The following is a 12503-nucleotide window of genomic DNA, read 5'->3' as shown; positions in this document are numbered from 1 at the left end:
CCTGGGAACCGGCATCCATACCCCAATTCTCCCAGCCCCACATCCGGCAGCCCGGCTAATCCGCCGGCGTTTTAAATAATTCGCCGGCGTTTTAAAACTAGGACGGACTACTGACCCACGCACCTAGAAATACACCCGCCAGCGGCCTCACCAAGTACCTGCAACGCCTGAGCAAACACGAACAGGGACCCCAGCATAACCCCCGACAAACCAACGAAAATACCCATTAGCGCTACCAGCCGCCCAGCCCAGCTAGCGCTACCAGCGGCCCAGCCCAGCTAGCGCTACCAGCGGCCCAGCTCAACGCTGAGCAGGGCGACGGCGGCGGGGCCGGCTGTGGAGGAGCGCAGCACATGCGGGCCAAGCCGGACCGGCACGGCGCCCGCACCCGTCAGCAGATCCAGTTCCCTTCCGCTGATGCCGCCCTCGGGCCCCACAATGATCAAAATTTCGTCATTCGCCGCGGCGTCATCCAGGTCGGGGTCATTCCCTGCTGGGCCACTGGCCGGCATGTCATTGCCCGCTGTGTCAATCCCGGCTGTGTCAATATCAATCCCAGCCCGGGCGCTTCCGCCGGTACGGGCGCGCAGCCGACCCACGGTTCCGCTCAGTGGGTCGGCTGCCGCTTCATGCAGGACCAAGGCAAGAGAGGCTGTCTCGACGCGTTTAAGCAGACCCGCGGTCTCCACCGCCCCGCAGACCTCCGGGATCCAGGCTCGCCGGGCCTGTTTGGCTGCCGCCCTGACGGTACTGCGCCATTTCGCCAGGGATTTTGCCGCCCGCTCGCCCTTCCAGCGGACGATGGAGCGTTCGGACTGCCACGGAATGAAGCCATCGGCACCGAGTTCGGTCGCCGTCTCGATGGCCAGTTCGTCACGGTCGCCCTTGGCGAGCGCCTGGGCGAGGATTAAACGCACAGCAGGGGCAGGCTCCGTGGACACGCGCTCCACCCGGACGCTCAGCTCGCCGGCGCCAGCGGCGGTGACAATGCCGGTCACCCGACGTCCGGCTCCATCCACCAGATCCAGCACCTCACCGGGGCCGAGCCGCTTTACGGTGACCGCATGCCTGCCTTCCGGGCCGCCCAGGACAAACACCGAACCAGCAGCCAGCGGGGCCAACTCGGCGGGTCCGGCGAAGAAGATCGGGTTTGTCATGCGGAGGCTAGAGGCTTCCGAACTTGTCGCGGAGCTTGGAGAACATTCCGCCGCTGGTGACAAGCTTCCCCTCGCTGACCTGCTCGCCGCGCAGCGCGGCGAGCTGGTGGAGCAGCTCCTGCTGGGCGGCGTCGATCCGGCTCGGTGTTTCCACATTTATGTGGACCCGCAGGTCCCCGCGGCCGTGACCGCGCAGGTGGGTCACCCCCAGGCCGCGCAGCAGGATAACTTCTCCGGACTGCAGGCCGGCTTTGACACTGATGGGCTGTTCGCCGTCGTATGTTTCCAGGGTCAGCTCGGTGCCCAGTGCCGCCGCGGTCATCGGAACGCTGAGCGTAGCATGCAGATCGTCGCCATCGCGCAGGAACGACGGATCATTATTGACCTTGATTTCCACATACAGATCGCCGGCAGGACCGCCGGCAGGACCGGCTTCACCTTGGGCGCCCAGCTGAATCCGGGTGCCGGTTCCAACCCCGGCCGGGACCTTGATGGTCAACGTGCGGCGGCTGCGGACGCGGCCATCGCCGGCGCATTCGTTGCAGGGATCCAGAATCATTGTGCCGAACCCCTGGCAGGAGCCACAGGGGGCGACGGTCATGACCTGTCCGAGGATGGAGCGCACCGGACGCTGCACCTGGCCGCTGCCGTGGCAGATGTCGCAGGTGGTCGGGTGCGTCCCCGGCTGGCAGCAACCGCCGTTGCACGTGGGGCAGACGACGGCGGTCTCCACTTCGATCTTTTTGTTGACCCCGAAGACGGCGTCGCTGAGATCGATCCGCACATTGATCAACGCATCCTGGCCCCGGCGCGTGCGCGATGCCGGTCCTGCCTGGCTGGACCCGCCAAAGAATGTCTCGAAGATGTCCTGGAAGGCAAAGCCCTGGCCGCCGAAACCGGCCCCGGCGCCGTTATCGGTGCCGTTTTCATTTCCGGTGGTGTCGTAAATGCGGCGCTTCTGCGGATCGGAGAGCACCTCGTAGGCGTGGCTGACGTTCTTGAAGCGTTCCTGGGCGTCGCCCCCCTCGGCCACATCCGGGTGGTATTTGCGGGCCAGTTTGCGGTACGCCTTCTTAATTTCCTCGCCGGTCGCGTCGCGGGAAACACCCAGGGCTTCATAATGGTTACTCAAGGTCTCTTACTTTCTCTGTGTCTTCTGTCAGACCGGCCCACATCACCTCTCGGTGAAGCGGCCGGACAAACCTGTCCGGTCAGTCTTAGCTGGCCAAAATCCGCGAAAGATAGCGGGCTACCGCCCGCACCGCCGCCATCGTGTTCGGATAGTCCATCCGGGTGGGACCCAGCACACCGATCTTTGCCAGCGCATCGGGGCCATAACCGGTGGCAACCACGGAGGCCTCCACCAGTGCGTCGTACGGATTTTCACGCCCGATGCTCACGGAAACACCGCGGGCATCCTGCGCCATGTCCGTGAGCAGCCGCAGCATCACAACCTGTTCCTCGAGGGCATCAAGCACGGGGCCGATGCTCAGCGGGAAATCGACGTTGGAGCGGGCCAGATTCGCCGTGCCTGCCATCACGATCCGGTCCTCGCGCGCCGCCACGGCCAACTGCGCCAGTGCCGCGGCCAGCCGCAGCCCGGCCGGCCGGGTTTCCCTTGGCAGACTTGCCGGAACTCCCGCTAGCGTGGCGGGAAGCGCAGCCAGCTCGGTGCCCAGCAGCGCCGTCAGAAATTTGCCCCGCAGCTGCGCGAGCGTGGTCTCATCGAGCTGCTGGCCGACGTCGCTTACGCGCTGATCGACCTTTCCGGATGCCAGAATCAGCACGATCAGCACCTGATGCGGCGCCAGCAGGACAAATTCGACGTGCCGCACCGTGGCGGTCGCCGTCCGGGGATACTGCACGACGGCGACCTGGTTCGTCAGCTGCGCCAACGTCCGCACGGTACGGTCCAAAATTTCATCCAAGTCATCCGAACCGTCCAGCAACGCCTGGATGGCGCGCCGCTCGGCCCCGGAGAGAGGCTTCACCGCTGAAATCTGGTCGACAAAGAGCCGGTAGCCCTTATCGGTGGGAATCCTACCCGAGCTGGTGTGCGGGGCAGTGATCAGGCCCTCCTCTTCCAGCGCAGCCATGTCGTTGCGGATGGTGGCGCTGGAGACCCCCAGGTGATGGCGGTCCACCAGAGCCTTCGAACCAACCGGCTCCCGCGAATGGACGTAGTCCTCGACGATGGCCCGCAGGACTTCCAGCTTGCGCGGTTCACTCATCGGCACACCTCCCGCCCGGTCCGGTTCGATCTGACCGCGCTTCATTCCGCGGCCGGCATTAGCACTCTGCCTGTCCAACTGCTAAGTCTAATACCTTTCCCGCGCGCGGTTGTTAGCATGAGTATTCCGCTATGAGAGGCAGTGCCGTGAGCTATGACCAGTGGGGTCCGCAGGACCTTTCCGCCCCCGTCGGCACCGTGCTGCCGGAGGTTCCGGCCGCCCAAGGACTTGTGCTGGAGGACGTGCAAAGCGGCTGGGTCGGCGCAGTGGTACGGATTGAGAAGTCCGGCGGCATGCACATCGTGGTGCTTGAGGACAGGCGCGGGCGGACCAAGTCATTCCAATTGGGCTTCGGCTTCCTGGTGGACGGGCGACCGGTTCAGCTGGTCGCTCCCCGGACGAGCAAGACAGTCACAGCGCAGCGCACCGCCTCCGGTTCAGTCAAGGTCGCCGGTATGCGGGCGCAGGTGGCCCGGGCAAGCCGTATCTGGGTGGAAGGCAAGCATGACGCCGAACTGGTCGAAAAGGTCTGGGGCGACGATCTGCGGGTGGAGGGCATCGTCGTCGAGCCCCTGCACGGAGTTGACGATCTGGCCGGTCTGGTCCGTGACTTCTCCCCCGGCCCAGGACGGCGGCTGGGCATCCTGGTGGACCACCTGGTGCCCAATTCCAAGGAAACCCGGATCGCCGCGGAAGCAATGCGGACCCCGGGTGCCCGGAACAATGTACTCATTGTGGGCCACCCCTACGTGGATGTCTGGCAGGCCATCAGACCACAGGTGCTCGGCATCGGCGCGTGGCCGCAGGTGCCTCGCACGGTCGAATGGAAGGTCGGAATTCTGCAGGCGTTCGGCTGGCCACATCAAGGACCGGCCGATATTGCGATCGGCTGGCGGCGGTTGCTCGGAAGCGTCCGGAGCTACGCGGATCTCGAACCGGCGCTGCTCGGGCGGGTGGAGGAAGTCATCGATTTCCTGACGGTTCCAGTATCCTAGAGGAAGCGGCCACCAATATTTTGGCCGGCCCGAACGACTTTCAGCGCAATGCGGAGGAAAAAGCCAGTGGCTAATACAGCGCGCGGTGACCAAGCCGACAGCACGCAGCCGCCCGTGGGGCGGCAGGAGCGTGCCCAGTACGAGGCTGTGCCGGCGAGTGCTCCCGCACTGACCCCCGTGGAGGACAGGCAGTGGGCGTTCATGGCCCATTGCGGCGGAATTTTGGGTTTCATCCCGTCCCTGATCATATATCTGGTCTTCCGTGAGCGGGGTCCGTTTACCGCGCAGGAATCCAAGGAGGCATTGAATTTCACCGTGCCGCCGACGATCGTGGCGGCGGTGGCGAACATCATGGCTGTGCTGCTTGCCGGTGTGGCGCCGCTGGCGGGGACGGTTTTCGCGTTTCTGGCCGTGGCGATCTGGATTTTCCTCACGGTGTATTCCGTTATTGCTGCGGTGCAGGTCAACCGCGGGCAGCCCTACCGCTACCTGTGGAGCCTGCGTCTGATTCACTGAGCCCGGGCGGGCAGTCAGTCCTCAAGCAGCCGGCGCACCACGGCATCGGCCAGCAGCCTGCCTCGCAGCGTCAGCACGAGGTGACCGGCGAAGGCTGCGCGTGGATCGATCAGTTCGTCGGCTATTAGCCGGGCAATCTCGTGCTTGGCGCCCGTCGACAAGGTGTTCACCGCAATCCCGCCGGACAAACGCGTCAGCAGCATGATCCGTTCCATTTCACGGGTCCCTGCGTCCAGCGTTTCGCGGCCGGCTGCCGGGGACAGTCCAGCAGCCAGCCTCCCGGCATAGGCCGTGGGGTGTTTGACATTCCACCAACGGACGCCGCCGATATGCGAATGCGCACCGGGCCCTATCCCCCACCAGTCATCTCCGCGCCAATACGCGAGATTGTGCCGGCATGCGTCGTCCGGAGTGCGGGCCCAGTTACTGACTTCGTACCAGGAAAGTCCCGCAGCTTCAAACATTCCATCGGCCAGCGCATACTTCGCCGCGTGGTCATCGTCGTCGATGCGGGGAACCTGGCCGCGGCGGATCTGGGCGGCCAGCTTGGTGCCGTCCTCGACGATCAGCGCATAGGCTGAAATGTGGTCCGGCTGGTAGCTCAGCGCCGTCCGCACGGACGTTTCCCAGTCTGCTTCCGATTCTCCCGGGGTGCCGTAAATCAGGTCGACGCTGACCTTGAGTCCGGCGTTCCGGGCCCATTCGATGGCCTGCGGTACCCGGCTTGGTGTGTGTGTCCGGTCCAGCACGCGCAGCACATGCGGTACGGCCGACTGCATGCCGAACGAGACCCGGGTGAAGCCGCCGTCGGCAAGTTCCTGCAGGGAATCCGGACTGACTGAATCCGGGTTCGCCTCGGTCGTGATCTCGGCCCCGTCGACGACGCCCCAGGCGGCCACCGCCGCGGCCAAAACAGCCGTCAGGTCCGACGCCGGCAGCAGTGTTGGTGTTCCGCCGCCGAAAAATACCGTGCCCAGCGTGCGTGCCGGCAACCCGGACTCCTCCATTGCGCGGGCGGCGAAGGTCACTTCCGAAGCCGCCGTTGCCGCGTACGCATCCTGGGACGCGCCGCCGCCGAGCTCCGTGGCGGTATAGGTGTTGAAGTCACAGTAGCCGCAGCGCACGGCGCAGAACGGGATGTGCGCGTACAGGCTGAACATGCGCGCCGCGGCACCGGTCAGCGCCTGCTCCGGCAGAACGCCGTCGGCCGGGGCAGGGCCCCCCACCGGCAGAGCACTAGGCATGCCGGACCGTCCCGGCAAGCGCGCGGTGCACAAACGTGCGGCTGGAGTGCACGAAGCTCACTTCCTCGATTTGTCTTTCGATTCGTCCGAGGACAGCGCCGCGATGAAGGCCTCCTGCGGGACCTCGACCCGGCCGACCATCTTCATCCGCTTCTTGCCTTCCTTTTGCTTTTCCAGCAGCTTGCGCTTACGCGTAATATCGCCGCCGTAGCACTTGGCCAGCACGTCCTTGCGGATGGCGCGGATGCTCTCGCGGGCGATGATCCGGGCGCCGATGGCGGCCTGGATGGGCACCTCAAACTGTTGGCGGGGGATGAGCTCGCGCAACTTGCCGGTCATCATGACGCCGTAGGCGTAGGCCTTATCACGGTGCGTGATGGCGCTGAACGCATCCACCTGCTCTCCCTGCAGCAGAATGTCCACCTTGACCAGGTCGGCGACCTGACCGCCGTCGGCCTTCCAATCCAGCGAGCCGTAACCGCGGGTCTTTGACTTGAGCAGGTCGAAGAAATCAAAGACAATTTCCGCCAACGGCAGTCGGTAGCGGATTTCCACCCGGTCCTCGGACAGGTAGTCCATGCCGCCCAACACGCCGCGGCGCTGCTGGCACAGCTCCATGATGGCGCCGATAAACTCGCTCGGGGCCAAAATGGTGGCAGAGACCATCGGCTCACGCACCTCGGCGATTTTTCCGGACGGGTACTCGCTCGGGTTGGTGACCGTGACGACCTTTTTGTCCTCAAGGGTCACCTCGTATTCCACGTTGGGTGCCGTGGAGATGAGGTCCAGGTTGTATTCGCGTTCCAGCCGTTCACGGGTGATTTCCAGATGCAGCAGGCCCAGGAAGCCCACCCGGAAGCCAAAGCCCAGCGCAGCGGAAGTCTCCGGCTCGTACACCAGCGCCGCGTCATTGAGCGTGAACTTATCCAGCGCATCGCGTAGCACCGGATAGTCCGTACCATCCAGCGGGTAGAGGCCCGAAAACACCATCGGCTTCGGGTCCTCGTAGCCGCCCAGGGATTCCGTGGCGGGTTTGGACAAGGTGGTAACGGTGTCCCCGACCTTGGATTGCCGGACGTCCTTCACACCGGTGATCAGGTAGCCAACCTCGCCCACGCCCAGACCCTTGCTGGGGGTGGGTTCCGGGGAACTGACCCCTATTTCCAGCAGCTCATGGGTGGCCCGGGTGGACATCATCTGGATGCGTTCACGCGGGCTGAGGTGTCCATCGACGACGCGGACGTAGGTGACCACGCCACGGTAGGTGTCGTAGACCGAGTCGAAAATCATCGCACGCGCCGGAGCGTTCGGATTCCCCTGCGGGGCCGGCAGCTCGCTCACGATCTTATCCAGCAGCGCTTCAACGCCGACGCCCGTCTTGCCGGAAACCAGCAGCACATCCTCCGCTTTGCCGCCGATAAGACCGGCCAGCTCCGCCGCGTACTTCTCCGGCTGGGCCGCCGGCAAATCGATCTTGTTCAGCACCGGGATGATGGTCAGGTTATGTTCCATCGCCAGATACAGGTTCGCCAGAGTCTGGGCCTCGATGCCCTGTGCGGCGTCCACCAGCAGAATGGCGCCCTCGCAGGCGGCCAGCGAGCGGGACACCTCATAGGTGAAGTCCACGTGTCCGGGAGTGTCGATCATATTCAGGCAGTAGGCGGTGCCGTCCACTTCCCAGGGCACCCGGACAGCCTGGGACTTGATCGTGATGCCACGCTCGCGCTCGATGTCCATCCGGTCCAGGTATTGGGCCTTCATATTCCGCTGCTCAACCGCGCCGGTGAGCTGAAGCATCCGGTCCGCCAAGGTGGACTTCCCATGGTCGATGTGGGCGATGATGCAGAAGTTCCTGATGATCGCCGGATCGGTCGCGGCGGGCACCGGGGCGGTGCGGGCCATGGGTGACAATGGGGTTCCTCACTGTTGCACGGACTCACGAACCCGGACGTTGTGCCGGGCCGTGCAGGGGTTGTGGCCGCGAACTGGGCGCCGGACACGCATTCCTACAAGTCTCCCACGTTTGGGTGCCCGGCAAAGAACCGGGGGCCCGCCCGGCGCGCAACCGCCGCGGCGCGCGCGACGCCTGGTTCGCCGTCGTCCGCGAAGTCCGCGCCGTACCCCGGGGACTTCCGCGGCACGGCACGGGTGGCGTACCCGCCCAACCTCAACGACTCCCCCGACCCCGGGCGAGATCGTGTGGACCTGGGTGCCCTTTGAAGAGGACTACAGCCAGGCAAGGACCGGCCGGTGCTGGTGGTGGGGTGCAGCGGCCGCCGCCTCCTTGCCGTCATGCTCACCAGCAAGGACCACGGCAGCGAGCACCGCGGCGACAATGACTACATCGACCTTGGCACGGGGCCCTGGGATGCGAAGGGCCGGCCCACCGAAGTGAAGCTGGACCGCATCCTGCAGGTCTCCGCGGCCGACATGCGCCGCGAAGGGTCCGTCCTGAATGCGCAGCGTTTTGGCCGGGTTGCCGAAGGACTTCGCCGTCGGCACCGCTGGACGTAGTGCGGGTCTTTTCGCCAGAATGCCAGTGGCCATGTGCGCCGGCGAGTGCCACGGCCTCTCGAGTGAGGCCTGTTAATCTCTTGGTCGCCGGTTCGATTCCAGTCCGGGGCACAACATGGCTCTGACCTGCGGTTTTATCTCGCAGGTCAGACCCACTTGGTGCCAACTCCCTTTTAACTCCCCCAAGTCGTCTTAACTCCCCCAAGTCGTCAAAATTCTCCTCCAATTTCGCTCCCCTTTTCAGCATGGCGGACTCCCCCTTTTTGCTTAGGATTGGCGCCCCTGGAACCAGGACTTCCTGCCGGGATCGGCCTTCGATCGCAGGTCGGGCATGACAGGAGGGGCAACGAGGATTGTTATTCTGCCAGCTGTGGTTCAAGTTCCAAGCCACCCTGAGGATGACCTCGCTTTACCGCACCCCGCATCAGTATGAAATAGGCTATGGCTGATATTACAACGCCAATGGGCCACGCGAACGCTGCGACGATCTGAAGGGCCGGCACCAGCGCCATGATCGCGGTGATGGCTGCGGTCGGGACGAATACTGCGATGGCCTTGGGATTGATTCCCTTCGTGTAGAAGTATTCCCCGGTTTCATCGGAACGGTACAGGTCTTTGATGTTGACGATGCCTCGGCGGATCAGAAAATAGTCAGCGGCGAGAATGCCGAACAGCGGACCAAGAAATGCGCCGAGTCCTCCCAGAAAGTAGTTTACGACAACCGGGTTGGAGTAAAGATTCCACGGCATCACCAGTAGCGCGAGCACTGCGCTGATGATACCGCCGCGGCGGAACGTGATCTTTTTGGGCCAGACGTTGGCCAGATCGTAGGCGGGCGAGACGAAGTTCAGTACCACGTTGACGCCGATGGTTGCGACGATAAACATGAGCGCGCCAACGACGAGGACAAAGGTATTCGGTACCTTAGCCAAGATAAGAGCAGGATCCGTGATGGCCTTACCAAACACGACTACGGTTCCTACTGTCATTGTGATGCTGATTGCGGCGAAGGCGGCGAAATTGACGGGAATTCCCCAGAAATTACCGCGGACGACTGACCTCCCTGATTTGGCAAACCGTGTGAAGTCACAGTAGTTCAACAGCATGGTCGCGTAGGTTGCCACTAGAAGGAAGGCGCCGGTGAACACTCCGCGAAACGCCTCGGGTCCACTCAGCGGGTGAATGGAGAGGCCCATTGGGATGTTCCAGCCCGCCATGGCGAAAAGCCAGAGAGCCATGCCGAGCATTACGGCCCAGACGATGGGGCCGGCCCAGTCCTGAAAGCGGCGAACCGCCTCCATTCCTCGGGTGATGACGAGCAGCTGCAGGACCCACAGGAGCAGGAAGCAGGCCCAACCAAGCAGCGACAGGCCTAGGAAACTTTGGTCCTGCCAATGCTGCAGGCCCGGGTCGATGCGCAGGAGAAGGACTACGACGGCCATCGAAGCCAAATAGGTCTGGATGCCGTACCAGCAAATGGCGATGACCGCACGGACAAGGGCCGGAATGTTAGCACCCCAGATTCCAAAACTGATTCTTGCCAGAACCGGGAATGGCACGCCGGTACGCTGTCCCATCTTCCCAGCCCAGTTCATGCAGACAAAGAGGATTCCGGTGCCGATCAGGATGGCGGCCAGGACCTGCCAGCCGGTAAGACCCATGACGAAAAGACCCGCAACGAAGGTGTAGGTGCCAATGTTGTGGATGGCGGACATCCACACTGCGAAAAAGCTGTACGAGCCCCATTTTCGTTCTTTGGCCGGCGCCAGGTCCTCGTTGTAGAGCCGGCCCGTTGGGTCCAGCGTTGCAAGTGACTCATTGTCGTTATCCATGGTGACTCCCTTGTCAATCAGTGTTGGACGGTGATTTTTGTTAGGCATTGACGGCAGCGGCTATTTCTGGCCGGTGTTGGACCTGATTTGCAAATCCGAAACGCCGCACGAATTGGCCAACGGGTCCAGGGTCGTGGAAGCCGTTTTCATCGATGACTACGCGGCCTGCCGAGACTACGATCTGTGGCCATCCGCGCAGTTCCATGGCGTCGAATGGGGAGAAATCGGTTCCCATGTGCAGCTTGTCGCCTTCGACGGTCCGTGATTCTGTCGGGTCAAGAAGGACCAGATCGGCGTCATTTCCCGTGGCGACTGCTCCCTTGCCCGGAATGCCATTGATACGGGCCGGACCGGCTGAGAATACTTCGACAAATCTTTCGGCGCCGTCTCCGTTTTCCTTCACCATGGTGGTGAATGCAACGGGAAGTCTGGTCTCCACCCCGGGCAGGCCGTGAGGCATCTGGCGGATGTCGTCGCTTTTCTCGCGCTTCTGGCGTAAGTCGTAGCAAGAATGATCCGAGGCAATTGTGTGCACTGCACCTGCGAGCATTCTGCCTTGTAACGCCCGCACAGTCTCACGGCTTCGCATGGGTGGACAACAGGCGTACCACTCGGGGAAATGTCCCGCGTAAACAGTATCGTCCAACGTCAGATAATGGGGGCAGGTCTCTGAGAATGCCATCAACCCGCGGGAGCGGGCCTCAGTGACCAGGTCTACGGCTCCCGGCGTGGATTGGTGCACGAAATACACCGGAGCGCCGGTGTATTCGGCCATTGCAAGTGTTTCCTTGACGGAAAGCTCTTCAGCCAGTTCAGGCCTTGTCTGGTGCAAGTGTCGAATACCGATCTCACCGGCAGCGGCGTGCTGCTCGGTGCAGTCGATGATGATGGAGTCATGCTCTGCGTGGATGTAGGTCAATCCGTCCAGTCGGACCATTTCCCGCATGACCCGCAGAATAGTGTCGTTGTTTGCCATCGTGGTTCCACGGTTGGTGGCGTACATTTTCACGGAACGGATCCCCAAAGCCGCCATTTCCTCCAGCTGTGACGGTACGCTCTCGTCCCAGCTCACCACCGACCCATGCAGCGCGACGTCGCAGCGAGAATCACGGGACAGTCCTATTTTGTTACGTGCAGCCTGAAGGGGTGTTTCCGAAGAATCTCGTGGAATTCCGAAGTCCATGATTGTCGTGGTCCCGCCCCAGAGGGCCGCGGTGGAAGTCATCTTATAATCGTCCAGAGTCCGGAATTGCCCCGTTACCTGAGCAACATGACAATGACCGTCGATGCCGCCCGGAATGAGAAGTCGCCCCCTCGCATTGATGGTTCGAACCGCAGGCGGCGCTGGTTGATCGGCGTCCAACACGGCGGACACATGTCTGCCACGGACCACTACATGAGACCTGCGGCGGCCATCGGCGTTGACCACAGTAGCGTCTGCAATCACCAGATCTGCTAATTCATCCATTGCTTCTCCTGTTTTTGGGTACACAAATCCCGCGGCCTCTACTCGATCAGTACCGGCCGATGCAGTTCGTGTGCGGATGGGGTGGGATTAGTGGGTTTGGTAATATTGCTTGCGATATTTCTGAATATGTTCGTATGACACAAGTGCAGCGTGTTTTGGGTCGCCGGTGGCGATCGCTTCGAAAAGGCGCCGGTGCTCCTGAATCAACTCGGGAAGATCAGAGGCATGACGGAAAAGCCAATGCATACGACCCTGGAGAGGCTCAAGGGCGGCTCGGAGAAAGTCATTGGCCGCAATGCTGGTGATGGCGTCATGGAATTCGTTGTTGGCATTTTGTGCTTCAAGAATTGATCCCTGTTCAAGTCCGAGATCGGCTTGGTCAAGGAGACCGCCAAGGTACGCGAGATCCTCCGGCGTCGCTCTAGACGATATGAGGTGGGGGTGGTTGGGTTTGCTGCCCGTCCGGGGCGGCCATTGTCGCCGGGCGGTCCCGTGGCGCCGGCTTGATGCTGGCATGTTGCCGTCGCTTTGAAGGCGGCGCCGCGG

At 62.7% G+C, this 12503-nt stretch carries 11 protein-coding genes; 3 read left to right on the top strand and 8 right to left on the bottom strand.

The window, feature by feature from the left end:
- Positions 1–284 precede the first annotated feature (284 nt).
- From QMG52_RS20495 to hrcA, 3 genes are all read right to left on the bottom strand, one after another.
- Positions 285–1157: a 16S rRNA (uracil(1498)-N(3))-methyltransferase gene (locus QMG52_RS20495; protein ID WP_283562268.1), complete on the bottom strand. Its 873-nt coding sequence runs from the start codon at positions 1155–1157 to the stop codon at positions 285–287.
- Between the two features lie 7 nt (positions 1158–1164).
- A complete protein-coding gene (gene dnaJ / locus QMG52_RS20490; protein WP_283562267.1) occupies positions 1165–2289 on the bottom strand; it encodes a molecular chaperone DnaJ in 1125 nt (374 codons plus the stop codon).
- An 85-nt stretch (positions 2290–2374) separates the two neighbouring features.
- Positions 2375–3388 (bottom strand): heat-inducible transcriptional repressor HrcA, encoded by a 1014-nt coding sequence (hrcA, locus tag QMG52_RS20485; RefSeq protein WP_283562266.1) that lies wholly within the window; start codon positions 3386–3388, stop codon positions 2375–2377.
- 146 nt (positions 3389–3534) lie between these two features.
- Between hrcA and QMG52_RS20480 the strand changes: the two genes are divergently transcribed.
- Positions 3535–4383 carry a DUF3097 domain-containing protein gene (locus tag QMG52_RS20480; RefSeq protein ID WP_283562265.1) on the top strand — a complete coding sequence of 283 codons (849 nt, stop codon included), beginning with the start codon at positions 3535–3537 and terminating at the stop codon, positions 4381–4383.
- Between the two features lie 66 nt (positions 4384–4449).
- Complete coding sequence (locus QMG52_RS20475; protein ID WP_283562264.1) at positions 4450–4899, top strand: DUF4870 domain-containing protein; 450 nt, start codon at positions 4450–4452, stop codon at positions 4897–4899.
- Between the two features lie 14 nt (positions 4900–4913).
- On the opposite strand, the gene hemW is transcribed toward QMG52_RS20475, so the two are convergent.
- Together hemW and lepA are read right to left on the bottom strand one after the other, a co-directional pair.
- Positions 4914–6143 (bottom strand): radical SAM family heme chaperone HemW, encoded by a 1230-nt coding sequence (gene hemW / locus QMG52_RS20470; RefSeq protein WP_283562263.1) that lies wholly within the window; start codon positions 6141–6143, stop codon positions 4914–4916.
- 57 nt (positions 6144–6200) lie between these two features.
- The gene (gene lepA, locus QMG52_RS20465; RefSeq protein WP_283562262.1) at positions 6201–8054 is read right to left on the bottom strand and encodes a translation elongation factor 4; all 1854 of its coding nucleotides are present in this window, start codon (positions 8052–8054) and stop codon (positions 6201–6203) included.
- Between the two features lie 339 nt (positions 8055–8393).
- On the opposite strand from lepA, the gene QMG52_RS22020 reads away from it, so the two are divergent.
- Positions 8394–8657, top strand: coding sequence for a hypothetical protein (locus tag QMG52_RS22020; protein WP_349361776.1), 264 nt, complete (start codon positions 8394–8396; stop codon positions 8655–8657).
- Between the two features lie 356 nt (positions 8658–9013).
- On the opposite strand, the gene QMG52_RS20455 is transcribed toward QMG52_RS22020, so the two are convergent.
- The 3 genes from QMG52_RS20455 to QMG52_RS20445 form a co-directional block, all read right to left on the bottom strand.
- Positions 9014–10489 (bottom strand): NCS1 family nucleobase:cation symporter-1, encoded by a 1476-nt coding sequence (locus QMG52_RS20455; RefSeq protein WP_283562260.1) that lies wholly within the window; start codon positions 10487–10489, stop codon positions 9014–9016.
- Between the two features lie 40 nt (positions 10490–10529).
- Positions 10530–11957 (bottom strand): amidohydrolase family protein, encoded by a 1428-nt coding sequence (locus QMG52_RS20450; protein ID WP_283562259.1) that lies wholly within the window; start codon positions 11955–11957, stop codon positions 10530–10532.
- A gap of 87 nt (positions 11958–12044) precedes the next feature.
- The coding region (locus QMG52_RS20445; protein ID WP_283562258.1) for an FCD domain-containing protein at positions 12045–12503 on the bottom strand (459 nt) is incomplete at its 5' end.

Source organism: Paenarthrobacter sp. PH39-S1 (genome assembly GCF_030063245.1).
In the GTDB taxonomy this organism is placed as follows: Bacteria; Actinomycetota; Actinomycetes; order Actinomycetales; family Micrococcaceae; genus Arthrobacter_M.
This window is presented reverse-complemented; position numbering and strand designations above follow the sequence as displayed.

What these genes read in the sequence shown, in the direction of transcription:
- QMG52_RS20495 (WP_283562268.1), bottom strand. Translation starts at nt 1,157, where the DNA reads ATGACAAACCCGATCTTCTTCGCCGGACCCGCCGAGTTGGCCCCGCTG.
- hrcA (WP_283562266.1), bottom strand. Translation starts at nt 3,388, where the DNA reads ATGAGTGAACCGCGCAAGCTGGAAGTCCTGCGGGCCATCGTCGAGGAC.
- hemW (WP_283562263.1), bottom strand. Translation starts at nt 6,143, where the DNA reads ATGCCTAGTGCTCTGCCGGTGGGGGGCCCTGCCCCGGCCGACGGCGTT.
- QMG52_RS20455 (WP_283562260.1), bottom strand. Translation starts at nt 10,489, where the DNA reads ATGGATAACGACAATGAGTCACTTGCAACGCTGGACCCAACGGGCCGG.
- QMG52_RS20450 (WP_283562259.1), bottom strand. Translation starts at nt 11,957, where the DNA reads ATGGATGAATTAGCAGATCTGGTGATTGCAGACGCTACTGTGGTCAAC.